The sequence below is a fragment of the Xanthobacter aminoxidans genome (assembly GCF_043193615.1).
In the GTDB taxonomy this organism is placed as follows: Bacteria; Pseudomonadota; Alphaproteobacteria; order Rhizobiales; family Xanthobacteraceae; genus Xanthobacter; species Xanthobacter aminoxidans.
The window spans coordinates 227,091-250,890 of sequence record NZ_JBAFUS010000004.1 but is presented as its reverse complement, the minus strand read 5'-3'; the positions used below and the strand labels follow the sequence as shown (position 1 = coordinate 250,890).

Below are 23,800 nucleotides of genomic sequence, written 5' to 3'. Positions count from 1 at the left end.
AACGGCCTCCTTGTGATTCTGTTTCGGTGGACCGGCTCAGAAGCGCGGACGCATCACTTGGCGATGACGCCGAGGATGTCGCTTTCCTTCATGATGAGCAGGTCCTGGCCGTCGATCTTGACCTCGGTGCCGGACCACTTGCCGAACAGCACGCGGTCGCCGGCCTTCACGTCGAGCGGGACGAGCTTGCCGCTCTCGTCACGGGCACCGGCGCCCACCGCGATCACCTCGCCCTCCTGGGGCTTTTCCTTGGCGGTGTCGGGGATGATGATGCCGCCGGCGGTCTTCTGCTCGGCTTCGATGCGCTTGACGACCACGCGGTCGTGCAGAGGACGGAAGGACATGGGTCGTTACCTCTTCGGGGGGAGCGCGAGCCTTGGCCCGCCGTTCTGGCACTCCCGAATGAAGAGTGCCAAGCTCGTCGCGGAGATAAGGGCGCGCCCGGCGAACGTCAAGGCGCGCTGCAGCAATCGGTGGGCTAGCAAAGCGGTAACGAGCCGTGGGATAAGCTGTTCAGGAGCTGAGGCTTGACGGCGGGCGGGGGCGATGCGGACGGCATCGACGTCGACGGCGCAAGCCTTTATGGTCAGGCGACTGCCTGGGTGGTCGCATTCTTGTTCCAGGCGGCGGGAGGCCTCGGAAAGCACATGACGAAGATGGTTGCGGGATCCAAGTCTGCTTTCGAGCGATCTGCGTTCGGGCGGTCCGCGTTCGGATGGACGGCCTTCGGGCGGCCGCGCGCCGCGCTGGCCGGCGCTGCCCTTGCCGTGCTGGCCCTCGGCCTCGCCGGCTGCGAGACCACCCCTTCCGCGCCCCCGCCGGCCGCGCGCCCGGTCTTTACCAGCCCGATCCCGCCCGACCGCCTCGTCGGCCGCTGGGGCCTCGCCGCCTATCACCGGCCGGACGACGCCACCCGCACCGAGGCCCAGGCCAAGGCCTCCTGCGGCAACCAGCCCTATGTTATTACCGCCGGCACCAATGGCGGCGTGATGATGTACCTCGCCGACGACAACAAGCTCACCGAGCTGGTGTCGAAGCAGGTGGGCAACGGCCCGGTCTACATCGGCCCGCCGGATGACCCGGCCGGCGGCGAGCGCGACCGTCAGGTGGTGCGCTTCGACGGCAACATCCTGGTGCTGAAGTTCGTCGATCCGGAAGTGGCCAAGCGCTACGGCACCATGGTCTACGTGCGCTGCTCGTGACCTGAGGGGCCGCGCGCCCCTCACCGCCGAAGGCGGCAAAAAACCCAAGCATGGCTCAGCGTCCGAGGGCGCTGAGCATGGCGGACCCCCGGTTGGTGGGGTCGAACACGTGCAGGCCCAGTTCCTCGGCCAGTTCCCGGAAGGCGGCGATGCCGCGCACGGAATTGCCCCGCCCGTCGAGCCGCGGTGAATAGGTGGCGATGCCGAGCTGGCGGTTGACCACCCCGAGGATGCCGCCGCCCACCCCGCTCTTGGCCGGCACGCCCACGTCGAACGCCCAGTTCCCGGCGAAATTGTACATCCCGCAGGTGAACATCACGGCCAGCGTGGCGCGCACCGCGTCCACCGCGAAGGCCGTCGTGCCGGTGAGCGGGTTCTCGCCGATATTGGCCAAAGTCGCCCCCATGCGGGCGAGGTCGCTGGCCGTCACCAATATGGAGCACTGGCGGAAATAGAGGTCCAGCGTCGCGTCCACCCCGGCGGTGAGCGCGCCGGTGCTGGTGAGGAGGTGCGCGATGCCGCGGTTGCGGTGGGCCGTCTCCGCCTCCGAGCGGAACACCGCCTCGTCCACCGCGAGCCGCCGCCCCGCCGCCGCTGAAAAGCGGTCCAGCACGAACTCCAGCGCCTCGGCGCCGAGATGCTCCACCAGCATGCCGGACACGGTGATGGCCCCGGCATTCACCATGGGGTTGAAGGGCCGGTTGGTCTTGGCATCGAAGACGATGGCGTTGAAGGCGTCACCCGAGGGTTCTACCCCGACGCGGGAAAGCACCTTGTCGCGGCCCGCCACCTCGAGGGCGAGACAGAAGGCAAATGCCTTCGAAATCGACTGGATGGTGAACGCCACGTCGGCATCCCCCACCGCGACCACCTCCCCCTCCACCGACACGGCGGCGATGCCGAAGCGGTCCGGGTCCACCCGCGCCAGTTCGGGAATGTAGTCGGCGAGCGCGCCGGAGGTGTCGGCGCGGGTGCGCTCATAGGTGTGGCGCACCACCGTCTGAAGCCCGTGGCCGACCGGCGCGGCGGGAGCCGCGTGCGGGCTCGTATCCATCTTTATCCCCCTTGCCGGCCGCGCACCTGGACCACGGGTCCGCGGGGCCGTCGCGGCGAGCGAAGCACAAGCTGTGCCACGGCGGACCGATCCGACGCGCCCAGTGCTTTGCACCATAAGGAGGAAAAGGATCGGACTGGAATTAGTCTACTTCAAACCAACACACAGATCAGAAGCGTTATCGTTTGTAGACAATCCAATATTACCCGCGATACCACCCTGCTTATTGCCCCAGCGGTATCTGATTAATAAAAGAGCATAAAGTAGTCCCAATTGCCCCGAGACCGAAATGTCCGTTTATACAGCCTCTCCGCCCCGGCCCCGCCGTCGGAATAACGGCCAATCCGGTGGCGCAAGCCGGCATAGTCACGCGGCGGGGCCATTCTCGACACTTGCGGTTACAGCCAAATCCCTGCTGGTCTCTTCGGCCCTGGTCTCTTCGGCCCTGGTCGCGCCCTTCGCCTTGGGCACGGCGCTGGCGCAGGAGGCGGCGCCGTCCGTCGCCCTGCCCACGGTAACGGTGGAGGGCGTGGCCGAGACCGCCTGGGGGCCGGTGGACGGCTATGTGGCGACCCGCTCCGGCGCCGGCACCAAGACCGACACCCCGCTCATCGACACGCCACGCTCCGTCTCCGTGGTCACGCGGCAGGAGATGGACGACCGGGGCGTCCAGAACGTGGTGGACGCCGTCTCCTACACCGCCGGCGTGCTCACCGGCTCCTATGGCTATGATCCACGCTTCGACGACATCTACATCCGCGGCTTCTCGGTATCGGCGCGCGGCAATTTCCGCGACAGCCTCGCCCAGCCCAGCGCCAATTTCGCCTCCTGGCGCACCGAGACCTACGGCCTCGAACGCATCGACGTGATCAAGGGCCCCGCCAGCGTGCTCTATGGCCAGACGGTGCCGGGCGGCCTCATCAACCGCATCTCCAAGATGCCGGTGGACACGCCCTTCGCGGAAGTGGAAGGCCAGCTCGGCGATCCCGCCTGGTCGCAGGCCGCGTTCGACGTGGGCGGCCGCGCCACGACGGACGGCAGCGTGCTCTACCGCCTCACCGGCGTCGCCCGCGCCGCCGACGGCACGGTGAGCTACAGCACCAACAACGCCTTGTTCCTCGCCCCCTCGGTGACGTTCCAGAACGACACCACGCGCCTCACCATCCTCGGCAGCGTGCTGGACAGCCGCACGCCCTCGAACACCCAGTACTGGCAGACCCCGACCCAGCTCACCAAGATCCCCATGGGGACCACCTACAACGCCATCCAGCAGACGCAGGAGCAGATCGGCTACCAGCTGGAGCACGCCTTCAACGACGTGTGGAGCGCCAAGCAGAACGTCCGCTACGGCCATATCGACAACCACAGCATGTGGATGGACGCCAATGGCGTGGTCAACGGGCCGCTCATCTCCATGACGGCGACCAATTACGTGGAGACCGTCAACAGCTTCCAGGCCGACAACCAGCTGCAGGCCAAGTTCACCACCGGCCCCGTCGAGCACAAGGTGCTGGGCGGCGTGGACTATCTCTGGCTGGACAGCTCCTACGGCATGGGCAACGGGCCGGCGGGGGACGTGAACATCTTCAACCCCGACGTGCCCAACCTCCTCGTGATGCCGGCCATCACCTCGCGCGACGGCGCGGGTCTCAACCAGGTGGGGCTCTATCTCCAGGACCAGATGGCGTTCGGCAACGGCTGGCGCTTCCTCATCGGCGGACGGCAGGATTTCGCCTCCACCACCCAGAGCAGCTTCGGCATCGACACCGCCAACCGCGACGACCAGGCCTTCACCTGGCAGGCGGGCCTGCTCTATGCGTTCGAGAACGGCGTCTCGCCTTATGTGAGCTACGCCACTTCCTTCCTGCCCTCCATCAACGTGGACCAGAGCGGCCAGCTGCTGGAGCCCTCCAGCGGCGAGCAGTACGAGGCGGGCGTGAAGTACCAGCCCACGGGCGGGCGCAGCTTCTTCACCCTCTCCGCCTACCAGATCACCCAGAACAACTATGCGGTGCCGGACCCGGTGAGCTTCTTCTATCTCCCGGTGGGCAATGTCCGCGTGCGCGGCTTCGAGGCGGAGGCGCTGGTGGAGCTGGCGCAGGGGCTGGACCTCACCGCCGCCTACACCTTTACCCAGGGCGAGATCATCAACAGCCTCGACCGTCCCACCATCGGCAACACGCCGCCCAACATGCCGGCGCACATCGCCTCGCTCTGGGCCAAGTACACGGTGCAGGACGGTGACTGGAAGGGCTTCGGCGTGGGTGCCGGCATCCGCTACATCGGCCCGTTCTGGTCGGATACCAACAATCTCTACAAGAACGGCGCGCAATATCCCGTGGACGCCGCGCTCTATTACGAAAAGGACAACTGGAAGTTCCAGCTGAACGGCAAGAACATCTTCGGCCAGCAGAACGCGCTGCTGAACGAGGGCTATTGGTACTGGCAGCAGGGACGCTCGGTGATCGCCTCCGTGCGCTATCGCTGGTGAGCGCCGTGACGAAGCCGGCGCCGGCCAAGCCCGTGCCGGTCAAACCCGCACCGGCCAAGCCCTTCAGCCTGCGGCCGGCTCTGGTGTGGGCGCACCGCATCCTCGGCCTCTCCACCGCGCTGTTCCTGGTGGTGGCCGGGCTGACGGGCAGCGTGCTCGCCTTCCACCACGAGCTGGACGAGTGGCTGAACCCCTCGGCCTACCGCGCCACGGCGGTGGGCACGCCGCTCTCCCCCGACGCGCTGGCGCGGGCGGTGGAAGCCCGCCATCCCGAAGGGCGGGTCTGGTACATGGCGCTGGCGCCGGCCGGTCATCCGGCTGATGTCGCCGCCATGGGCCCCATCGATCCCGCCACCGGCGAGGCCATGGACATTCCCGCCGACAGCTTCCAGGTGGACCCGGTGAGCGGCGAGGTGCTGGCCGCGCGCCTGTGGGGCGCCTGCTGCTTCTCCGCGCTGAAGGTGATGCCCTTCCTCTACGAGTTCCACCACAACCTCAGCCTGCCGGGCGTCTATGGCGTGCTGTTCATGGGGGTGGTGGCGCTGCTGTGGCTGGTGGACGGCTTCGTCGGCTTCGCGCTGACCCTGCCGCGCGGGCGGCCGTTCCTCGCCAAATGGCGCCCCGCCTTCACCATCAAGGGCGGCAGCGCCTTCCGCCTGAACCTCGACTGGCACCGCGCGGCCGGGCTCTGGCTGTTCGCGGTGCTGATCGCCCTCGCGCTGTCCTCGGTGGCGATGAACCTGCGGCAGGAGGTGGTGGAGCCGGTGGTGGGGCTGTTCTCGAAGCTCACGCCCACGCCCTTCTCCGGCGCCCCGCTGGCGCCCCTGCGCGAGCGCACCCTGCCGTTCGATACGGTGCTGGAGGCGGGGCTCAAGGAGGCGCGCGCCCGGGGCTGGCAGGACCCGGCGAGCGAGATCTTCTACTCGCCCCATTACGGCGTGTTCGGCGTCGCCTTCGGCGACCACGACGACCCGCTGGACACGCGCTGGCTCTATTTCGACGGCGCGACGGGGGCCTTCAGGAGCGCCAACCTGCCGGGCGTGGGCTCGGCCGGGGATGTGTTCCTCCAGCTCCAGTTCCCCATCCATTCCGGCCGCGTCTTCGGCCTCACCGGACGCATCATCATCGCCGTCATGGGCGTGGTGATCGCCGGCCTCGCCATCACCGGCGTCGCGGTGTGGTGGATGAAGCGCAAGGGGCGGGTGGGCCGGAAGGGGAAGGCGAAGGCCGCCGCCGCCCGGACCAGGGTGATGCCGGCGGAGTGAGCCCTCTGCTCACTCGTCCATCTTCAGCGCGGCGATGAAGGCTTCCTGCGGAATCTCCACCTTGCCGAACTGGCGCATCTTCTTCTTGCCTTCCTTCTGCTTGTCCAGAAGTTTGCGCTTTCTGGTGATGTCGCCGCCGTAGCACTTGGCGGTCACGTCCTTGCGCAGGGCTTTGATGGTCTCGCGGGCGATGATCTTGGCACCGATGGCGGCCTGGATGGGGATGTTGAAGAGGTGCTGGGGGATCAGATCCTTCAGCTTCTCGCACATCACCCGGCCGCGCGCCTCGGCCCGCGTGCGGTGGACCAGCATGGAGAGGGCGTCCACCGGCTCGGCATTGACGAGGATGGACATCTTCACGAGGTCGCCGGGACGGTATTCGGTGATCTGGTAGTCGAACGAGGCGTAGCCCTTGGAGATGGACTTCAGCCGGTCGTAGAAATCGAACACCACCTCGTTGAGCGGCAGGTCATAGGTGACCATGGCGCGCGCGCCCACATAGGTCAGCTCGATCTGGTTGCCGCGCCGGTCCTGGCACAGCTTGAGCACGCTGCCGAGATAATCGTCCGGGGTGAGGATGGTGGCGCGGATCCACGGCTCGTGGATTTCCTCGATCTTCACCACGTCCGGCATGTCGGCCGGGTTGTGCAGGTCGATGGTCGTGCCGTCCGTCATCTCGATCTGGTAGATGACCGAGGGGGCGGTGGCGATGAGATCGAGGTTGAACTCGCGCTCCAGCCGCTCCTGGATGATCTCCAGGTGCAAGAGCCCGAGGAAGCCGCAGCGGAAGCCGAAGCCGAGCGCGGCCGAGGTCTCCATCTCGAAGGAGAAGCTGGCGTCGTTGAGGCGCAGCTTGCCCATGGCGGCGCGCAGATCCTCGAACTGGGCCGCATCCACCGGGAAGAGGCCGCAGAACACCACCGGCTGCGCCGGCTTGAAGCCCGGCAGCATCTCCGCGCAGGGGCGCTTTTCCTCGGTGATGGTGTCGCCGACGCGGGTGTCCGCCACTTCCTTGATGGAGCCGTTGAGGAAGCCGATCTCGCCCGGTCCCAGCTCGTTCAGCACCACCATCTTGGGGGTGAACACGCCCACCCGGTCCACGTCGTAGGTGGCGTCGGCGGCCATCATCTTGATGCGCTGGCCCTTCTTGAGCACGCCGTCGATGATGCGCACCAGCACCACGACGCCGAGATAGGTGTCGTACCAAGAGTCCACCAGCAGCGCCTTCAGCGGCGCATCGCGGTCGCCCATGGGGGGCGGCAGGCGGGTGACGATGGCTTCCAGCACCTGATCGACATTGAGGCCGGTCTTGGCGGAGATGCCGATGGCGTCCGACGCGTCGAGGCCGATCACGTCCTCGATCTGCGCCTTCACCTTCTCCGGCTCGGCGGCGGGCAGGTCCACCTTGTTGAGGACCGGCACGATGTCGTGGTTGTTGTCGATGGCCTGGTAGACGTTGGCGAGCGTCTGCGCCTCCACGCCCTGGGAGGCGTCCACCACCAGAAGCGAGCCCTCCACGGCGGCGAGCGAGCGGTTCACCTCATAGGCGAAATCCACATGGCCGGGGGTGTCGATGAGGTTGAGGACGTAGGTCTCGCCGTCCTTGGCCTTGTAGGAGAGGCGGACCGTCTGCGCCTTGATGGTGATGCCGCGCTCGCGCTCGATATCCATGCTGTCGAGCACCTGCTCCGTCATCTCGCGCTCGGAGAGCCCGCCGGTGATCTGGATCAGGCGGTCGGCGAGGGTCGACTTCCCGTGGTCGATATGGGCGACGATGGAGAAGTTGCGGATGTGCTTCTGGGCGCTGGCGGTCATCCGCGCCGCATAGCATCGGCGCGGGGCGGCCACAAGGCGAAGGCGCGATTAGGGTCGCGCCGGGACACCCAACGGCCGGCTTGCGCGCCCTTCTCCCGCGAGGGGAGAGGGGCGTGCGCCGACGGCCCGGCCGTTTGGAGGACCGGAGCCAGCCCCCTCATCCGTCACGCGGCTGCGCCGCGCGCCACCTTCTCCCGCGAGGGGAGAAGGGAAAAGGCCGCGCCGGCGGGTCGTCAGGCTTCAAGAAAAACCTGCGCTCAGAGCCCCATCAGGCGGCGGGACTTGGAGGTCGGGTCGGGTTCCTCCGTCGCGTCCGCCTCGGGGCCGGGATCATCCGGCAAAGGCGGCAGGGCGACGATGGCGTCGGCCTTCTTGGCGTTCTCGGGCCTGCCGGTCTCGGGCTTGCCGTTCTGCCTCGCCCGAGCGCGGGCACTGTCCACGCCATTGCCGGCGGGCGGGGCGAGGATGACCGGCACCGGCTCCGCGGCCTTGCCGGCCTTGGGATCGGGCATCTTGGAGTCGGTGATTTTCGATGCGGCGGTCGCACCAGCGGCGACGGGCTCGGGCGGCACGGGCGCCTCGGCCACCACCACTGCCGCTCCGGAGGTGGCAGCCTCCGCCGCAGCAGTCTCCGCCGCCTTCGTCTCCACGGCCTTCAGCTCGGCCAGCTTCTCCTCGGCGAGCTTCTGCTCCGCGATCTTCTTCTGCTCGGCGATCTTGGCGTCCTCGCTGGCGCGCACGGCGGCGATGGCCGCCTTCACCCGCTCGGCCTCGTGCTCCAGGATCGGGGTCGCGGAGACTCCGGGCGGTACCTCCCACACGAAGGCGTCGAGCCGGCCGGACACCGGCGACACCGGCGCCCAGCGGTCGGAGACCACGCCATCGGCGATCCAGGCGGGATCGCGATTGGCGCGCACGGCGCGGGCGGTCCACTCGCGGGCCTTGCCGATATCGGCATGCTCGGCCGCTTCCAGCTCCGCCATGAGCAGGCAGACGCGCTGGCTGGGATCGTCCAGCAGCGGCTCCAGCACGAGGCGGGCCTGGCGGAATTCCTGCGCATCGATGGCCGCACGGGCGAGCGCGATGGCGCTTTCCCGCTGGGAGGGCGCCTTGTTGGCGAGGGTGCGGATGCGCTTGAGCCGGTCGAGGGCCGCATCGCCGGGGCGCAGATACGCCTCCACGTCGGCGAGTTCCGGGTGCGGGTTGGCGGCGAACGCCGTCTCGACGATCTTCGCCGCCTTGCGCAATTCCCCGGCGGCGCCCAGCAGGCGGCCGGCGCAGGCGGCGGCGGGCACGAGCGTGGGGGCGAGGCGCACCGCCTCCACCGCCTTCTCGCGGGCGACCAGCGGGTCGGTCTGTTCCAGCGCGATGGCCTCGGCGGCGAGCAGCACGGCGCGGCGGCGCTTGTACTGGGCCTTGTCGATGCCCTTCTGCGCCATCTGGCGTTCGAGAACCGTGCGGGCGCCGGCATAGTCCCCGGCGGCGCAGCGCGCCTCGATCACCGCATCGGCAGCCCAGCCGAGCGTCGGGGCGGCGGATGCGGCCTCCTCGGCGATGGCATAGGCGGCGGCCTTGTCGCCGGCCTTGCGGGCTTCCATGTGCAGGCCGCGCAGGCCGAGCAGGCGGGTGGAAGGATCGTCCACCATGGCGCGGAAGGCGGCGATGGCCACTTCCGGCTTGCCGTCGAGCTGGGCGGCCTGGGCCGTGAGGAGATGGGTCAAAGGCTCGTGCGGCAGGAGCCGCGCGGCGTCGTGGCGCGCCTGCCGGACGGCGGCGTTGTCGCCGATGCCCACCGCGAGCAGGCCGCGCGACACCGCCTGCCAGCCCTTCTCGCGCTTGCGACGGCGGGAGAAGGCGGCGATCAGCTTGGGCGAGCGGACGAGCAGCGAGAGCAGCCGCCACAGCAGCAGCAGCACGCCGGAGACCACAGCGATGACCGCGAGGGCCACCGGCACGGTGGTTTCCACCCGCCAGCCCTCCCACACCACGGCGATCTCGCCCGGCCGGTCGGCGAGCCAGGAGACGCCGAAGGCGGCGGCGGCGAGGAGGATCAGGAGCAGGACGAGGCGGATCACGGCACCTTCCCCGAAATGGCAGCCAGCTGCTGCTGGAAGAGAGATCCGGCGGCCTTGACCGCGGCGGCCCGCGCCTCGATGTCGCGGAGGACGGCGAGGCGCTGCTGCACGCTGTCGGGCAGCTGTTTCAAGGTCTTCAGGGCCTCGTCGAGCTGGCCGGCGCGCACCTGGGTGACGGCGGTGCCGAGGAGCCCTTCCGAATCCACCGAGCCGGGGCCGGTGGCGGGGCGCACCTTCACGAGGTTTTCGGCCGAGGACATCAGCCGGTCCATCAGCGAGGCGCTGGCATTCGCCGGGGCGGGCGCGGCGGCGCCGAGGGCGGCGGCGCCTTCCTGCGCGAGGCGGGCGGCCAGCGCGGCGGACGGCGCAAAGCCCTTCTCGGCGGAAGCGGAGAAGGCGTCGAGCTGGCCGGCATTCGCGCCGAGCGTGGCGCGGGCGGCGGCGAGTTCGGCGGCGAAGGGGCGGCCGGAGACCACCGCATCGCGGAAGGCGGCGACCACCACGAGGCTGGAGGCCGTGCGGTTGAACTGGGTGGCGGCGGCGCTCGCCTCCTCGATCTGCTTCTTCAGCGCATCGAAGCGCGGCCCGATGGCCTCGGCCTGTTTCTCCAGCCCCTGCACCTGCGGCCCGAGGGCCTGGGTCTGGGTGGCGAGTGCCTGCACCTGCGGAGCGAGCGACTGGGTGGCACCGATGAGCGCCTGCACCTGCGGGGTCAGAGCCTCCACCTTCGCGCCGGCCTCGCGGGTGCCGGTGGTGGCGGCGGCGACCGCCGTGCGCAGGGCGCTGTCGCTGCCCTTCAGCGCATCCACGTCGCGGCGCAGGGCGGCCAGCGCCTCGCGGCCCTGCTCGGCAGCGGTCTTGAGATCGTCCACGCTTTTCACAAGCGCGGGCGGAATGGCGGGCGCCGCAGAGGCGGCCGGCGCAACAGAGGCCGGGGCGGCCTTCAGCCCGGCGAGGGCCTCCTGCACCGCCTTCAGCGCGGCCTCGTCGCGATCGAGCCGCTCGGAGAGGGCTGCGATGGCCCGGGGATCGACGGCCGGCCGGGCCTCCAGCGCCGCGATGCGCGACTGGAGCGGCGAGAGGTCCACCTTCGGCGAGGCCACAGGGGCCGGGGGATAGAGGATCGGCAAGGCATACCAGAGCCCGCCGGCCGCCGCGCCACCGCCGATGAGGCCGGCAATCAGCGCCGCGAACACGGTGCCGCCACCACCCTTGCGGGGGGCTTCCGGAGCCGGCTGCGGCGGGGTCGGGGTTTTGGCGGGGGCTTCGGCCTCCTTGCGCACCTCAGTCTCCGCGACCTGCTCGGCGCTCTTTCCGGCCGCAGCGCTGGACGCAGCGCTTTTGCCGGGCGCGTCTTTGGCGGTCGCGTCGCCTGCGGGATCGCCAGTGCTCGGGCCGGTGCCCGCGCCGGTGGCTTTGGCCGCCTCGGCCGGCGCGGCGCCGGCCGAGGGCTTCTGGGCCGCCGGAGCGGCCGGCTTGGGCTCGGACGCGATTTCCTGCGCCTTCAGATCGAGCGTGGGCGGGGTGCGGGGCGGTCGGGAGGAGAAGTTCTCCGCCTTCGGATCGTCGCTCGCCGGCGTATTGGTGGCCATCGGCGTCGCTCGTGCCTCCCTATTGGGTTCGGACCCGTCTTCGGGACCGGGATAGACCGGCCGGGGCCGGGCCGCAACCGCGGCGCCCGCCCCCGTCCCTCACAGCCGCGTCACAGCAGCGCGAACAGCGCGTCCTCATTGGGCGCGGCGGCGACCTCCACCGCCAGACCCTTGCGAACGAACGGCTCGGCCACCTGCTCGGAAAGGCACAGTTCCCTCACACCGGTCAACGCGTCGTTAAGCCCCGCGCCTTCGACGCACCTGAGCAGCGTCTTCACCGTTCGCTGGGAGAAGTGCAGCGCGGCCTTAACGGTTCCGCTCGCCAGCGCCGCGCGGGCCTCTTCGCTCAACGCATCGGCCGGTTCGGCGGCATAGACGATGGCGAGGTCCAGCGAGATGCCGGGGGCGGCGAGCAGGCCGGCGAGATCGGCGGCGCGGTCCTCCCCCGCCGGATTCAGCACCCGCGCGCCGGACGGGAGCACCGCCGCGATGCGCCCGGCCAGCGCCGAGGCATCGCCGTCGCAGTCGGTGACGCTGGCAAAGCCGATGGCGCGGGCCTCCTTGGCCGTGCGCGGCCCCACCGCGAAGGCCGGCAGATGCAGGAAGCGCTTGCCGTCCGGATGGGTGGCGAAGGCCGTCACCCCGTTGATGGAGGTAAAGGCCACCGCATCGAACGGGCGGTCCGGCAATGGTGTCGTGGTGGGGGCGATCCGCAGCATGGGATCGACGGTCACGTCATGCCCCAGCGCCTTAAGACGCTTGGCGGTCTGGTTCGCCGCGGGCAGCGGCCTTGTGACGAGAACATGCATCTGAAGAATCAATCGAGCGGAAGAACGGGGCAGAACAACGGCCGACGCGACACCTGCCGCGCCGAAAAATACCGGACGCGGCGGAAGCCGCGCCCGAAACCCGAACTCCGGCGCGACCGAAAGGGCCGCACCGGAAACTCACAATCCCAGCGCTTTGGCCGGGGCGCTGGCGCGCAGCTCGGTGCCCAGCGCGGTGCCGAGCGCGGCGGCGTCAGCAATGGGTGCCGCACCGGAGGCTTCCGCCGCATCCGCGCCATCGGGCGTCATGACGAGGCCGGAGAGGCGCACCTGGTCGCCCTCCACCCGGGCAAGGCCGGCGATGGGGGTGCGGCAGGAGCCGTCGAGGGCGGTCAGGAACGCGCGCTCGGCGGCCAGCGCGATGCCGGTGTCGCGGCAGGCGATGGTGGCGATGGCGGCATTGGTGGCGGGGTCATTGACGCGGCATTCGATGGCCACGGCCCCCTGCCCCACCGCCGGCAGGAATTCCGATGTCGCCAGCACCGCGCTCGCCACGTCGGCGAGGCCGAGCCGGGTCAGGCCGGCGAGGGCGAGGAGGGTGCCGTCGAAATCCCCGTCCCGCACCCGCGCGAGGCGGGTGTGGACGTTGCCGCGCAGCAATTCGACCTTGAGGTCCGGCCGCAGGCGCCGCAATTGCGCCTCCCGCCGGAGCGAGGCGGTGCCCACCCGCGCGCCGGCCGGTAAATCGGCGAGGCCGGCGCCGGATTTCAGGATCAGCGCATCGCGCACATCGGCGCGCGGCAGGTAGCCGGCGAGGTGCAGGCCCTCGGGGAGGTAGGTCGCGACGTCCTTGGCGGAATGCACGGCGAGGTCCACGCGGCCGTCCAGCAGCGCTTCCTCCAGCTCCTTGGTGAAGAGGCCCTTGCCGCCGGCCTCGGACAACGCCCGGTCCTGGATCTGGTCGCCTGTGGTGCGGATGACCTCGACGGCGACCTCGGCCGGCGCGACGTTCAGCGCCTCAGCCAGGGCCGCCTGCACCGCATGGGCCTGCCACAGGGCAAGCGGGCTGCCACGGGTGCCGATGCGCAGAACAGGGGATTTTCCGCCGGACATTTCTTCCAATTTCGTATTCTCGTTCAGGGATGCGTAGAATGCGCGAGGGATTCGAAACGGGATAGGCGGCGTTGCGGCGCAGCGCAATGGCGGCGCGCAATAGCCTGGGAGGATGTGAGTTTGCCCGATCTCATGGTGCTCGGCATCGAGACCACGTGCGACGAGACGTCGGCCGCGGTGGTGACGCGCTCGCCCTCGGGCGCGTCGGACATCCGCTCCAACGTCATCCGCTCGCAGGTGGAAATCCATTCGCCCTATGGCGGCGTGGTGCCGGAGATCGCGGCGCGCGCCCATGTGGAGGTGCTGGACCATGTGATCGCCGAGGCCATGCGGCAGGCGAACGTGGATTATTCCGAGCTGTCCGGCATCGCGGCTGCGGCCGGCCCCGGCCTCATCGGCGGGGTCATCGTCGGCCTCACCACCGCCAAGGCCATCGCGCTCGCGGCCAAGAAGCCGCTGGTGGCGGTGAACCATCTGGAAGCCCACGCCCTCACCGCCCGCCTCACCGATGGCGTCGCCTTCCCCTATCTCCTGCTCCTCGTCTCCGGCGGCCACACCCAGCTCCTCGCCATCGAAGATGTGGGCAAATACACCCGCCTCGGCACCACTCTGGACGACGCGGTGGGCGAGGCCTTCGACAAGGTGGCGAAGATGCTGAGCCTGCCCTATCCGGGCGGACCGCAGGTGGAGGAGCAGGCCAAGCACGGCTATTCCGCCCGCTTCGCCTTCCCGCGCCCGCTCATGGGGCGGCGCGAGCCCGATTTCTCCCTCTCCGGCCTCAAGACCGCGGTGCGGCTGGAGGCGGACCGCCTCGCCCCGCTCTCCGACGAGGACGTGGCGGATCTGTGCGCCAGCTTCCAGGCGGCAGTGGTGGACCTCATCGCCGACCGCGTGCGCGCCGGCGCCCGCGCCTTCCGGGACCGGCTGGGGCGCGGCCCCACCGCTTTGGTGGTGGCCGGCGGCGTCGCCGCCAACGGCATGATCCGCGAGAGCCTCGCCAAGGTGGCGGCGGAGCTGAACACCCGCTTCGCCATGCCGGCGCCGGTGCTGTGCACCGACAATGGCGCCATGATCGCCTGGGCCGGAGCCGAACGGCTCGCCCGTGGCATCCGAGACCGGCTCGACGTGAGCCCGCGCGCCCGCTGGCCGCTCGATCCGGCGGCCGCCGCCTCCGCCACCGCGCGGGCCTGACACGGTGTCGGGTTCCAGCTTTCGCCGCATCGGCGTGATGGGCGCCGGCGCCTGGGGCACCGCCCTCGCCAATGCCGCCGCTCGCGCCGGGCGCGAGGTGGTGCTGTGGGGACGCGACGCCGGGGCCATGGCCGACATGGCGTCGGCCCGCGAGAACCGCGCCGATTTGCCGGGCATCGCGCTTGATCCCGCCGTCTCCCCCGTCTCCGACCTCGATTTGATCGCCGAGTGCGACGCCGTGCTGCTGGTGGTGCCGGCGCAGGCCTGCCGCGAGGCGCTGGGGCATCTCGGCTCCCGCGTGCCGGCGGGACTGCCCGTCATCTGCTGCGCCAAGGGCATCGAGCGCGGCACCCGCGCCTTCATGAGCGAGGTGATCGCCGAGGCCCTGCCCGGCGCCCGCCCCGCCGTGCTCTCCGGCCCCAGCTTCGCCACCGACGTGGCGGCGGGCCTGCCCACGGCGGTGACGCTGGCGGCGGGCGACGGCGCGCTGGCGAAGGACCTTGCGCAGGCCCTCGGCTCTTCCACGCTGCGGCTTTATCACTCCACCGACGTGCGCGGCGCCGAGATCGGCGGGGCGGCGAAGAATGTGCTGGCCATCGCCGCCGGCATCGTCGCCGGCCGCCGGCTGGGGGCGAGCGCGGCCGCCGCCCTGGTGGCGCGGGGCTTTGCCGAACTCATGCGCTTCGGCGCCGCCTATGGCGCCCGGCCGGAGACCATCACCGGCCTCTCCGGCCTCGGCGACCTCATCCTCACCACCTCCGGCCCGCAATCGCGCAACTTCGCCTTCGGCCGCGCGCTGGGGGCGGGCGAGGCGGGGGCGGGAAAACTGGCGGAAGGCGCCTTCACCGCCAGCGTGCTGGTGGAAATGGCGGCGGCCAAGGGCGTGGACGTTCCCGTCAGCGCCGCCGTGGACGCCGTGCTCGCCGGCCGCCTCGGCATCGACGGCGCCATCGAGGCGCTGATGGCACGGCCGCAAAGGGCGGAGTGAGCGAAAGGTGGAGTGAGGAAAGGGGGGCCGGAGCGCATGCGCCGCCTCTCACAGCCGTCATCCCCCAGCTCGGTGTTCCGCCGTCATCGCCCCTTCACAAGCGTCATCCCCCGGCTCGTCCGGGGGATCCACCCATCCGCGCGTCCGGTTCTCGCAGGCCGGGCACTCTTCTGGCGGCTCGGTGGATCGCCCGCACAAGGCGGGCGATGACGGCACATGGGAAAGGCGCCGCGCGGGCTTGTGGCGTTGTCTTCGCTTAGGCGCCGCGCGGGCTTGTGGCGTTGTCTTCGCTCAAACGCCGCGCGGGCTTTATGGGCCGTCTCGCTCAGGCGCCGCGCGGGCTTCAGGCTTTCAGCCGGTCGAAGGTGCGGCCCATCTCCTCGCGGCTCACATGGGCGATGATGGCGGGGTCGAGCACATCCTCGCCGGCGCGGAAGGCCGCCTCGGCGTCTGGGTGGGCGAGCGCGATGCGCAGGGCGCCGAGCAGGTCGTAGAGCGCCCACGGCTTGCCGGCATCGCGCAGGGCCGATTGCAGCGCCCCCTGCACCAGCGCCCGCACCGTGCGGTGGGATTCGGAGACCGGCACCTCGTCCGCCTCCCCCTCCAGTGCGGCGATGCAGGCCTCCGCATCGAAGGAGACGTGGCCCCGGCAGGCCAGCGGGCGCACCGGATAGATCACGCAAATGCCTTCGGCGAGGAACGGGCATTCCCCGCCCAGCGCCATGGTGCCGGAGGCGGCGGGCGCAGTTGCCTGCGCGGCGGCGAGGCGGGCAGGCAGGTCTATGCCCACCTTGCGAAAGCCCTCGGACATGGCGCGGACATAGCGCGCCACCATCAGCACCTCGGGCATGGTGGCCGCCACCTGGATGCGGCAGCAGGTGCCGCATCCCTTGTGACAGGCGAGCGGCGGCAGATCCTTCGTCTGCTCGGTCACATTGTGCTCGTAGCTGGAGAAGGCCTGCATCCAGATGCGGTCGACGAGCTCGGCCGAGCCCGCATGGGCGCCGAGGGTCGCGCCGAAGGCGGCATGCTGGGCACGGAAAAAGGCGGCAGGACCATCGGACGCGGGGTCCGTCCCGGAAGCGATCGCCACGGCAAGCCTCCAAAAATGCGTCGCGCCCCAAACGGGCGATCCGGCACGCTGGCAAAGGGCGTGCGCCGGAGCATTGAGATGGAACAAGCTATGTACGATCGGGAATAGCCATCAAGTCCGGGAAACTGCGTAGGGGCCCGCCCCCTGCCGGAGGGGGCGGGAACGCGATCAGAAGAAGGTGGCCGTCACGCTGGTGTGCTCCACGGACGGCGGATTGGCGAAGTGCGGGCCGGCGAGGCGGCGCCATTCCTGGAATTCGGGGGAATTGCGGAAGTGGACCATGTGGTCCTCCACGCTGTCCCAGGTGACCACGAGGTAATAGCGCGAGGGCGTCTCCACGCAGCGCTCCAGCGCCATCCCGCGGCAGCCGCGCGACTTCTGGAAATAGGGCGCCGCCTCCTTCACCGCCGCCTCGAAGGCGGCTTCGGACCCTTCCTTGATGTCGAGCGTGGCAATCTCATAGACCATGGTGCGTTTCCTCGTGGTGCGGCGCCCGTCCGCGCCGCCGGCGGCGGACATTAAGGCCTCGGCCGCAACACGCAATCCTCGCCATCATGCCTTGCCAAGCAAGGCCGGAAACGGCACATCCGAACCATCGATTGCGAACGCGAGCATTGCCATGGCCCACTGGCTCTACAAGTCCGAACCCTTCAAATGGTCCTGGGAGATGCAGGTGAAGGCGGGGGCCAAGGGCACCCACTGGGACGGGGTGCGCAACCACCTCGCCAAGCAGCAGATGCTCGCCATGAAGATCGGCGACACCGGCTTCTTCTACCATTCCAACGAGGGCAAGGAGATCGTCGGCATCGTCGAGGTCATCAAGGAGGCCTACCCGGACCCCTCCGACCCCACCGGCAAGTTCGTGATGGTGGACATCAAGGCGGTGAAGCCGCTGAAGACCCCCGTCACCCTCGCCGCCGTGAAGGCCGAGCCGCGGCTTGCCGAGATGGCGCTGATGAAGTTCTCCCGCCTCTCGGTGCAGCCGGTGACGGACGAGGAATGGGCCCTCGTGTGCGCCATGGGCGGCATCAAGGGGTGAGCCGCCCCATCACCGACCCGAACGCCTTCATCCGCGCCGAGACGCGCCTGCGCCCGGTGCCGCTGGTGCCGGAGGTCTCTCTCCATGTGGCCGACGAGGCGGTGCCCATCTGGCATCGCACCGAGGAGGAACTGGGCGAACTCGGCCTGCCGCCGCCCTTCTGGGCCTTCGCCTGGGCCGGCGGGCAGGCCCTCGCCCGGCATGTGCTGGACCATCCCGAGACGGTGCGCGGGCAACGCGTGCTGGATTTCGCCTCGGGCTCGGGGCTCGTGGGCATCGCCGCCATGAAGGCGGGGGCGGCGGGCGTGACCTGCGCCGACATCGACCCCTTCGCGGTGGCCGCCATCGCCCTCAATGGGGAAGCGAACGGCGTCGTGCTCTCCCCCACGCAGGACGACCTCATCGGCCGCGACGATGGGTGGGACACGGTGCTCGCGGGCGACATCGCCTATGAGCGCGATCTTTCGGAGAAGGTGTTCGCCTGGCTCCTCGCCCTCGCCGCGCGCGGCGCGACGGTGCTGATCGGCGATCCGGGCCGCACCTATCTGCCGAAGGACCGGCTGGAAAAGCTCGCGGAATACTCGGTGCCGGTGACGCGGGAGCTGGAGGACATGGAGATCAAGCGCACGGCGGTGTGGCGGCCGGCTTAAGGCCTGTCTGGCGTGCTCGACGGAGCCTCGCCGCAACTCCATCGTCATGCCCGGCCTTGTGCCGGGCATCCACGTCGGGCCGATGGGACATTCGCTGGACAGCCGTCCCTAGCCGCTCCACGTGGATGGCCGGGACAAGCCCGGCCATGACGGCCTGTATGGAACCATTCCGCTGACGCTCCATGCGTCCGGGGCGCGGGAGTGGTTCCCGGGACAGGCGGAGGCCCCAATCGTACGGGGGCAACAAAGGCGCATCCGGTCCGCGCCGCGCTCTCCCCTCAGCACTCCACCCGGTTCGGGCAGAACGCCTTGTGAAGGGCGGCGATCACCGCCAGCACCTCCTCGCGCGCGATGCGATAGAACACGCTGGTGCCTTCGCGACGGGCCTCGACCAGCCCATCCGACCTCAGCCGCATGAGTTGCTGCGACATGGGCACCTGCTCGATGGCGAGTTCGTCGCGCAGCTGCGCGACGGATTTCTCGCCGTCCACCAGCGCGCACAGAACCAGCAGGCGCTGCGGGTGGGACAGGCTGCGCATCAGTTCGGCGGCCCGCTCCGAAGCGGGGATCATCTCGACAACATTCATAGTCTTGAATTTATGATAATCGAATGTTAGATGCAATGGCAACGCGGGATGCCCCGCACGGAAGGGACGCCCGAAAGAGCGCCTCAACGAAGCAGGATCTCGGGAGCAGGATAATGTCTGTCGATCGCATCGTCATGATGTTTGCGGGTTTCATGGTGCTGGCCTCGCTCGGCCTCGGCCTCACCGTGTCGCCCTATTTCTTCTGGCTCACCGCCTTCGTGGGCGCGAACCTGATGCAGGCGTCCGTCACCGGCTTCTGCCCGGCGGCCATCCTCTTGAAGAAGCTGGGCGTGAAGCCCGGCGTCGCCTTCACCTGAACTCCCGTTTCTGACCCCCGCCCGGCGCGAGGCCGGGCAGAGAGAGCCACCATGTCCCTGCGCTTCATCCCGCCCGCCGCGGCCCTCGCGGTGGCGATGGCTGCCCTTTTGCCTGCGTATGGCGCCTTCCCCGGCACCGCCCGCGCCGCCGATTTCACCGTCCACAACGTGGAGGTGCCGGAGCTGAAGGGCGTCTTCGGCGAGGTCAAGAGCCGCACCGTGGTGCCCGCCCGCGCCCGCATCGGCGGCACCGTGCGTGCCGTCTCCGTCTCCGAGGGCGACAGCGTGAAGGAGGGCGACGAGATCGCCCTGGTGGTGGACGACAAGAACGCCCTCTCGCTCAATGCCGCCGACGCCAGGATCAAGGAGCTGACCTCCCAGCTCGACAATGCGAAGATCGAACTCGATCGCGCCCAGCAGCTCGTCGCCCGCGGCGTCGCCAGCCAGGCGCGGCTCGATACGGCAAAGACCCAGTTCGATGTCGCCACCAACCAGGTCACGGCCTCGCAGGCCGACCGCGCGGTGGTGCTCCAGCGCGCCCGCGAGGGCGCCGTGATCGCGCCCGCCGACGGCCGCGTCCTCACCGTGCCGGTGACGCCCGGCAGCGTGGTGCTGGCCGGCGACGAGATCGCCCGAGTCGCCTCGGGCCCCTATTACCTCAGGCTCTCCTTGCCGGAGCGTCACGCCGCCTCCATCCGCGAGGGCGGCACGGTGCGCATCGGCGAGCGCGGCATTTCGCAGGACAAGGCCGGCTCTCCCGCCACCGCCCGGCCGGGCCGCATCGTGAAGGTCTATCCGGAGATTTCCGCCGGCCGCGTCATGGCCGACGTGGAGGTGAACGACCTCGGCAACTACTTCGTCAACGAGCGCACGCTGGTGTGGGTGGAGATCGGCAAGCGCGCGGTACTGGCCGTTCCGGCCGCCCTCATCCGGACCCAGCACGGCATCGATTATGTGACGCTGGCCACCGCAGGCGGGCCGCTCGACGTGCCCGTCATCCTCGGCGAGCGGTTTGCCGGCGATGATGGCGAACGGGTGGAAATTCTCACCGGCCTCAAGGACGGGGACTTGATCTCCGCGGCGGGGCACTGACCATGAGCGAGACCTCCCACGGCGTGCCTCATTCGGGCGAGACCCATTCGGGCGAGACCCGCCCCCTCGGTATCGCCGGCGTGCTGACGCGCACCTTCATCGCCTCCCCCCTGACCCCGCTGCTGCTGCTCGCGGCCTTCGCCTTCGGCCTCATCGCGCTCGTCACTTTGCCGCGCGAGGAGGAGCCGCAGATTTCCGTGCCCATGGTGGACATCCGCGTCTCGGCCCAGGGGCTGAAGGCCGAGGATGCGGTGAAGCTCGTCACCGAGCCGCTGGAAACCATCGTCAAGGCCATCGACGGGGTGGAGCACGTCTATTCGCAGACCGAGGACGACGGCGTGGTCGTCACCGCGCGCTTCCTCACCGGCACCAGCCCGGATGCCGCCATCCTGCGCGTGCACGAGAAGGTGCGGGCCAATCTCGACCGCATCCCGGTGGGCATCACCGAGCCGCTGATCGTCGGCCGCTCCATCGACGACGTGGCCATCCTCGTGCTCACCCTCGTGCCCAAGCCCGAGGCCGCGAGCCGCTGGACCGCCAACGATCTCACCCGCGTCGCGCGGGAGCTTCAGGCCGACATCTCCAAGCTGCCCGATATCGGCCTCACCTACATCGTGGGCGAGCAGCCGGAGGAAATCCGCGTCGCGCCCGATCCCGAGCGCCTCTCCCTCTACGGCATCACCCTCGCCCAGTTGCAGGGCAAGCTCGAAGGCGCCAACCGCACCTTCAACACCGGCACCGTGCGCGAGGCCAATGGCCAGCGCACCCTCGTTGCCGGCCAGACCCTGCAGACCCCCTCCGAGATCGGCGGCATCCTCCTCACCTCCCGCGACGGGCGCCCGGTCTATGTGCGCGACGTGGCGAACGTGACCCTCGCCACCCAGCCGGCCGAGCACTACGTCACCCATATCGAGAAGGGGCCGGATGGCCTCACCCGGCGCCCCGCGGTGTCGCTCGCCATCGCCAAGCGCCCCGGCACCAATGCGGTGGTCATCGCCGAGGAGGTGCTCAACCAGATCAAGGCCGCAAACGGCTCCACCCTCCCCGCCGACGTGGAGGTGAAGGTCACCCGCAATTACGGCGAGAGCGCCAACGAGAAGGCCAACGAGCTGCTGCTGCATCTCGGCCTCGCCACCGTCTCCATCGTCGTGCTGGTGGGCTTCGCCATCGGCTGGCGCGAGGCGCTGGTGGTGGCGGTGGTCATTCCCACCACCATCCTGCTCACCCTCTTCGCCGCCCGCCTCATGGGCTACACGCTGAACCGCGTCAGCTTGTTCGCGCTCATCTTCTCCATCGGCATCCTGGTGGACGACGCCATCGTCGTCATCGAGAACATCGCCCGCCACTGGGCCATGAAGGACGGGCGTTCCCGCGCGCAGGGCGCCATCGACGCGGTGGCCGAGGTGGGCAATCCCACCATCGTCGCGACGCTGACCGTGGTGGCGGCACTGCTGCCCATGCTGTTCGTCTCCGGCATGATGGGCCCCTACATGAGCCCCATCCCGGCCAACGCCTCGGCGGCGATGGTCTTCTCCTTCTTCGTCGCCGTCGTCCTCACCCCCTGGCTGATGCTCAGGATCGCCGGCCGGGCGGGGCAAGGTGATGCCGGCACCCATGGCGAAGCCGCCGACGGCGGCCGGCTGGGGCGCTTCTATGTCAGGGTGGCCCGCCCCATCCTCGCCTCCCGCGCCCGCTCAGGTGCCTTCCTCGCCACCGTGGGGGTGGCGACCCTCGCCTCCCTGAGCCTCTTCTACACCCACGCGGTGACGGTGAAGCTGCTTCCGTTCGACAACAAGACCGAACTGGCCGTCATTCTGGACATGCCAGCTGACACCCCTGTGGAACGCACCGATTCCACCCTGAATGCCATGGTGAACGCGCTCTCGGACCTGCCGGAGTCGGTTTCCTTCCAGACCCACACCGGCACCGCTGCGCCCTTCAATTTCAACGGCTTGGTGCGCCACTACGGCCTCCGGGCCGCCCCCAAGCAGGGCGACATCCAGATCAACCTGAAGGAGAAGGGCGAGCGCTCCCGCACCAGCCACGAGATCGCGCTCGACGTCCGTAACCGATTGAAATCAATCGCACTTCCGCCGGGCTCGTCGCTCAAGGTGGTGGAGCCGCCGCCCGGCCCGCCGGTGCTCGCGACCCTCCTCGCCGAGATCTACGGCCCCGACCCGGACACCCGCCGCGCGGTCGCCCGAAAGGTGCGCCAAGCCTTTGAAAGTGTTCCCTTTATCGTGGACGTAGACGACAGCTTCGGCACCCCCGGGGAGCGCGTCCGCCTGGCCATCGACCAGGACAACCTCGAATTCTACAAGGTGGAACAAGGGGATGTGTACGACGCCATCCGCGGTATCTTCGCCGGCGGCACCCTGGGCTATTCCCACCGCGGCGGCGGCCGGGCACCGATCCCGATCCGGCTCGAAATGTCAAAGGGAAACAAGGCTGTAGACGAACGCACCCTGGCGACGCCCGTGCCCGCCAACGCCCTGCCCGGCGGGCGCGGGGTGGTGGAACTGGGCGACGTGGTCCGCGTCGTCCGCGAACCCGCCTCCTTCCCCATCTTCCGCCACAACGGCCGACCCGCCGAGATGGTCACGGCCGACCTCGCCGGCGCCTACGAGGCCCCCGTCTATGGCATGATGGCTGTGTCCAAAGCCTTGGAAAACATGGATTTCGGCGACCTGCCCAAGCCTGTCATCGCCCTCCACGGCCAGCCCTCCGACGAGGCGAAGCCGACCCTCCTGTGGGACGGCGAATGGGAGGTGACGTGGGTGACGTTCCGGGACATGGGCGGCGCCTTCATCGTCGCCATCCTCGGCATCTACATCCTGGTGGTGGCGCAGTTCGGCTCGTTCAAGCTGCCGCTTGTCATCCTGACGCCTATCCCATTGACATTCATAGGAATAATGACCGGCCACTGGCTGTTCGGCGCGCCCTTCTCGGCCACTTCCATGATCGGCTTCATCGCCTTGGCCGGCATCATCGTGCGCAACTCCATCCTGCTCGTGGACTTCATCCGCCACGCCCGCACACCCGGCCGTCCGCTCGAGGAAGTGTTGCTGGAAGCGGGCGCCATCCGGTTCAAGCCCATCCTCCTCACCGCTTTGGCGGCGATGATCGGCGCGGCGGTGATCCTGACGGACCCGATCTTCCAGGGCCTCGCCATCTCCCTGCTGTTCGGCCTCGCCTCGTCCACGGCGTTGACCGTGCTGGTCATCCCGGCCATCTACGTGGTGCTGAGAGGCCAGCGCACGGCCGGACCGAAAGGGATGTGACGCGGAACGGTGGACAGCCGGAAAATCCCGTCCTCGCCGGGATTTTCCCCGCTTGACAGCATGGGGCCCCAAATCATAAATGGCGCCTCCCACGGTTCGGGGCCGTAGCTCAGATGGGAGAGCGCTGCAATCGCACTGCAGAGGTCAGGGGTTCGATTCCCCTCGGCTCCACCAACAAAATTTCATAA

The 23,800-nt window shown here is 69.3% G+C and carries 20 protein-coding genes and 1 tRNA gene; 11 read left to right on the top strand and 10 right to left on the bottom strand.

The features are described from left to right. Positions 1 to 53: 53 nt before the first annotated feature. Positions 54 to 344 carry a co-chaperone GroES gene (gene groES / locus V5F74_RS19875; protein ID WP_029556583.1) on the bottom strand — a complete coding sequence of 97 codons (291 nt, stop codon included), beginning with the start codon at positions 342 to 344 and terminating at the stop codon, positions 54 to 56. Positions 345 to 647: 303 nt separating this feature from the next. On the opposite strand from groES, the gene V5F74_RS19870 reads away from it, so the two are divergent. Next, positions 648 to 1,202: a hypothetical protein gene (locus tag V5F74_RS19870; RefSeq protein ID WP_245279315.1), complete on the top strand. Its 555-nt coding sequence runs from the start codon at positions 648 to 650 to the stop codon at positions 1,200 to 1,202. 55 nt (positions 1,203 to 1,257) lie between these two features. On the opposite strand, the gene glsA is transcribed toward V5F74_RS19870, so the two are convergent. Continuing rightward, the gene (gene glsA, locus V5F74_RS19865; protein WP_394009780.1) at positions 1,258 to 2,256 is read right to left on the bottom strand and encodes a glutaminase A; all 999 of its coding nucleotides are present in this window, start codon (positions 2,254 to 2,256) and stop codon (positions 1,258 to 1,260) included. Positions 2,257 to 2,719: 463 nt separating this feature from the next. Here glsA and V5F74_RS19860 point away from each other — a divergent pair, with 463 nt between their 5' ends. Together V5F74_RS19860 and V5F74_RS19855 are read left to right on the top strand one after the other, a co-directional pair. Beyond that, positions 2,720 to 4,747 (top strand): TonB-dependent siderophore receptor, encoded by a 2,028-nt coding sequence (locus V5F74_RS19860; protein WP_394009779.1) that lies wholly within the window; start codon positions 2,720 to 2,722, stop codon positions 4,745 to 4,747. Positions 4,748 to 4,752: 5 nt separating this feature from the next. Then, entirely contained in the window at positions 4,753 to 6,012 is a 1,260-nt protein-coding gene (locus tag V5F74_RS19855; protein ID WP_394009778.1) for a PepSY-associated TM helix domain-containing protein, read from the top strand. Between the two features lie 9 nt (positions 6,013 to 6,021). Here V5F74_RS19855 and lepA read toward each other — a convergent pair whose 3' ends face one another. The 5 genes from lepA to hemC all read right to left on the bottom strand — a co-directional run bounded on the left by lepA (position 6,022) and on the right by hemC (position 13,374). Then, the gene (lepA, locus tag V5F74_RS19850) at positions 6,022 to 7,827 is read right to left on the bottom strand and encodes a translation elongation factor 4 (protein ID WP_024281111.1); all 1,806 of its coding nucleotides are present in this window, start codon (positions 7,825 to 7,827) and stop codon (positions 6,022 to 6,024) included. 257 nt (positions 7,828 to 8,084) lie between these two features. Then, on the bottom strand, positions 8,085 to 9,902 hold the full coding sequence (locus V5F74_RS19845) for a heme biosynthesis protein HemY (RefSeq protein WP_394009777.1): 1,818 nt from the start codon (positions 9,900 to 9,902) through the stop codon (positions 8,085 to 8,087). Then, the gene (locus V5F74_RS19840) at positions 9,899 to 11,494 is read right to left on the bottom strand and encodes a hypothetical protein (RefSeq protein WP_394009776.1); all 1,596 of its coding nucleotides are present in this window, start codon (positions 11,492 to 11,494) and stop codon (positions 9,899 to 9,901) included. Before V5F74_RS19840 ends, V5F74_RS19845 begins: the two co-directional genes overlap by 4 nt. A 110-nt stretch (positions 11,495 to 11,604) precedes the next feature. Beyond that, positions 11,605 to 12,303 (bottom strand): uroporphyrinogen-III synthase, encoded by a 699-nt coding sequence (locus tag V5F74_RS19835; RefSeq protein WP_394009775.1) that lies wholly within the window; start codon positions 12,301 to 12,303, stop codon positions 11,605 to 11,607. Positions 12,304 to 12,441: 138 nt separating this feature from the next. Continuing rightward, positions 12,442 to 13,374, bottom strand: a complete 933-nt coding sequence (gene hemC, locus V5F74_RS19830; RefSeq protein WP_394009864.1) for a hydroxymethylbilane synthase — start codon at positions 13,372 to 13,374, stop codon at positions 12,442 to 12,444. Between the two features lie 132 nt (positions 13,375 to 13,506). Between hemC and tsaD the strand changes: the two genes are divergently transcribed. Next, on the top strand, positions 13,507 to 14,565 hold the full coding sequence (gene tsaD / locus V5F74_RS19825) for a tRNA (adenosine(37)-N6)-threonylcarbamoyltransferase complex transferase subunit TsaD (RefSeq protein WP_250165194.1): 1,059 nt from the start codon (positions 13,507 to 13,509) through the stop codon (positions 14,563 to 14,565). 4 nt (positions 14,566 to 14,569) lie between these two features. Beyond that, positions 14,570 to 15,553: an NAD(P)H-dependent glycerol-3-phosphate dehydrogenase gene (locus tag V5F74_RS19820; protein ID WP_394009774.1), complete on the top strand. Its 984-nt coding sequence runs from the start codon at positions 14,570 to 14,572 to the stop codon at positions 15,551 to 15,553. Between the two features lie 343 nt (positions 15,554 to 15,896). On the opposite strand, the gene V5F74_RS19815 is transcribed toward V5F74_RS19820, so the two are convergent. Both V5F74_RS19815 and V5F74_RS19810 read right to left on the bottom strand, forming a co-directional pair. Then, on the bottom strand, positions 15,897 to 16,646 hold the full coding sequence (locus V5F74_RS19815) for a YkgJ family cysteine cluster protein (protein WP_394009773.1): 750 nt from the start codon (positions 16,644 to 16,646) through the stop codon (positions 15,897 to 15,899). Between the two features lie 168 nt (positions 16,647 to 16,814). Continuing rightward, on the bottom strand, positions 16,815 to 17,114 hold the full coding sequence (locus tag V5F74_RS19810; protein WP_394009772.1) for an antibiotic biosynthesis monooxygenase family protein: 300 nt from the start codon (positions 17,112 to 17,114) through the stop codon (positions 16,815 to 16,817). Positions 17,115 to 17,265: 151 nt separating this feature from the next. On the opposite strand from V5F74_RS19810, the gene V5F74_RS19805 reads away from it, so the two are divergent. Next, positions 17,266 to 17,685, top strand: a complete 420-nt coding sequence (locus V5F74_RS19805) for an EVE domain-containing protein (protein WP_374251513.1) — start codon at positions 17,266 to 17,268, stop codon at positions 17,683 to 17,685. Next, entirely contained in the window at positions 17,682 to 18,335 is a 654-nt protein-coding gene (locus V5F74_RS19800) for a class I SAM-dependent methyltransferase (protein ID WP_394009771.1), read from the top strand. Before V5F74_RS19805 ends, V5F74_RS19800 begins: the two co-directional genes overlap by 4 nt. A 278-nt stretch (positions 18,336 to 18,613) precedes the next feature. Here the strand turns inward: V5F74_RS19800 and V5F74_RS19795 are convergent, their stop codons facing one another. Next, on the bottom strand, positions 18,614 to 18,907 hold the full coding sequence (locus V5F74_RS19795) for an ArsR/SmtB family transcription factor (RefSeq protein ID WP_029877678.1): 294 nt from the start codon (positions 18,905 to 18,907) through the stop codon (positions 18,614 to 18,616). A 128-nt stretch (positions 18,908 to 19,035) separates the two neighbouring features. Between V5F74_RS19795 and V5F74_RS19790 the strand changes: the two genes are divergently transcribed. The 4 genes from V5F74_RS19790 to V5F74_RS19775 all read left to right on the top strand — a co-directional run bounded on the left by V5F74_RS19790 (position 19,036) and on the right by V5F74_RS19775 (position 23,786). Further along, entirely contained in the window at positions 19,036 to 19,239 is a 204-nt protein-coding gene (locus tag V5F74_RS19790; RefSeq protein WP_024281123.1) for a YgaP family membrane protein, read from the top strand. A gap of 51 nt (positions 19,240 to 19,290) precedes the next feature. Further along, on the top strand, positions 19,291 to 20,331 hold the full coding sequence (locus V5F74_RS19785) for an efflux RND transporter periplasmic adaptor subunit (protein WP_394009770.1): 1,041 nt from the start codon (positions 19,291 to 19,293) through the stop codon (positions 20,329 to 20,331). A 2-nt stretch (positions 20,332 to 20,333) separates the two neighbouring features. Then, positions 20,334 to 23,612, top strand: a complete 3,279-nt coding sequence (locus V5F74_RS19780; RefSeq protein WP_394009769.1) for an efflux RND transporter permease subunit — start codon at positions 20,334 to 20,336, stop codon at positions 23,610 to 23,612. Between the two features lie 98 nt (positions 23,613 to 23,710). Further along, positions 23,711 to 23,786, top strand: a tRNA-Ala gene (locus V5F74_RS19775). The last annotated feature ends 14 nt before the right edge of the window (positions 23,787 to 23,800 follow it).

Excerpts from the sequence above, each read along its gene's own strand:
- groES (WP_029556583.1), bottom strand. The coding sequence starts at position 344 with ATGTCCTTCCGTCCTCTGCACGACCGCGTGGTCGTCAAGCGCATCGAA.
- V5F74_RS19870 (WP_245279315.1), top strand. The coding sequence starts at position 648 with ATGACGAAGATGGTTGCGGGATCCAAGTCTGCTTTCGAGCGATCTGCG.
- glsA (WP_394009780.1), bottom strand. The coding sequence starts at position 2,256 with ATGGATACGAGCCCGCACGCGGCTCCCGCCGCGCCGGTCGGCCACGGG.
- lepA (WP_024281111.1), bottom strand. The coding sequence starts at position 7,827 with ATGACCGCCAGCGCCCAGAAGCACATCCGCAACTTCTCCATCGTCGCC.
- V5F74_RS19840 (WP_394009776.1), bottom strand. The coding sequence starts at position 11,494 with ATGGCCACCAATACGCCGGCGAGCGACGATCCGAAGGCGGAGAACTTC.
- V5F74_RS19835 (WP_394009775.1), bottom strand. The coding sequence starts at position 12,303 with ATGCATGTTCTCGTCACAAGGCCGCTGCCCGCGGCGAACCAGACCGCC.
- hemC (WP_394009864.1), bottom strand. The coding sequence starts at position 13,374 with ATGTCCGGCGGAAAATCCCCTGTTCTGCGCATCGGCACCCGTGGCAGC.
- tsaD (WP_250165194.1), top strand. The coding sequence starts at position 13,507 with ATGGTGCTCGGCATCGAGACCACGTGCGACGAGACGTCGGCCGCGGTG.
- V5F74_RS19810 (WP_394009772.1), bottom strand. The coding sequence starts at position 17,114 with ATGGTCTATGAGATTGCCACGCTCGACATCAAGGAAGGGTCCGAAGCC.
- V5F74_RS19805 (WP_374251513.1), top strand. The coding sequence starts at position 17,266 with ATGGCCCACTGGCTCTACAAGTCCGAACCCTTCAAATGGTCCTGGGAG.
- V5F74_RS19795 (WP_029877678.1), bottom strand. The coding sequence starts at position 18,907 with ATGATCCCCGCTTCGGAGCGGGCCGCCGAACTGATGCGCAGCCTGTCC.
- V5F74_RS19790 (WP_024281123.1), top strand. The coding sequence starts at position 19,036 with ATGTCTGTCGATCGCATCGTCATGATGTTTGCGGGTTTCATGGTGCTG.
- V5F74_RS19785 (WP_394009770.1), top strand. The coding sequence starts at position 19,291 with ATGTCCCTGCGCTTCATCCCGCCCGCCGCGGCCCTCGCGGTGGCGATG.
- V5F74_RS19780 (WP_394009769.1), top strand. The coding sequence starts at position 20,334 with ATGAGCGAGACCTCCCACGGCGTGCCTCATTCGGGCGAGACCCATTCG.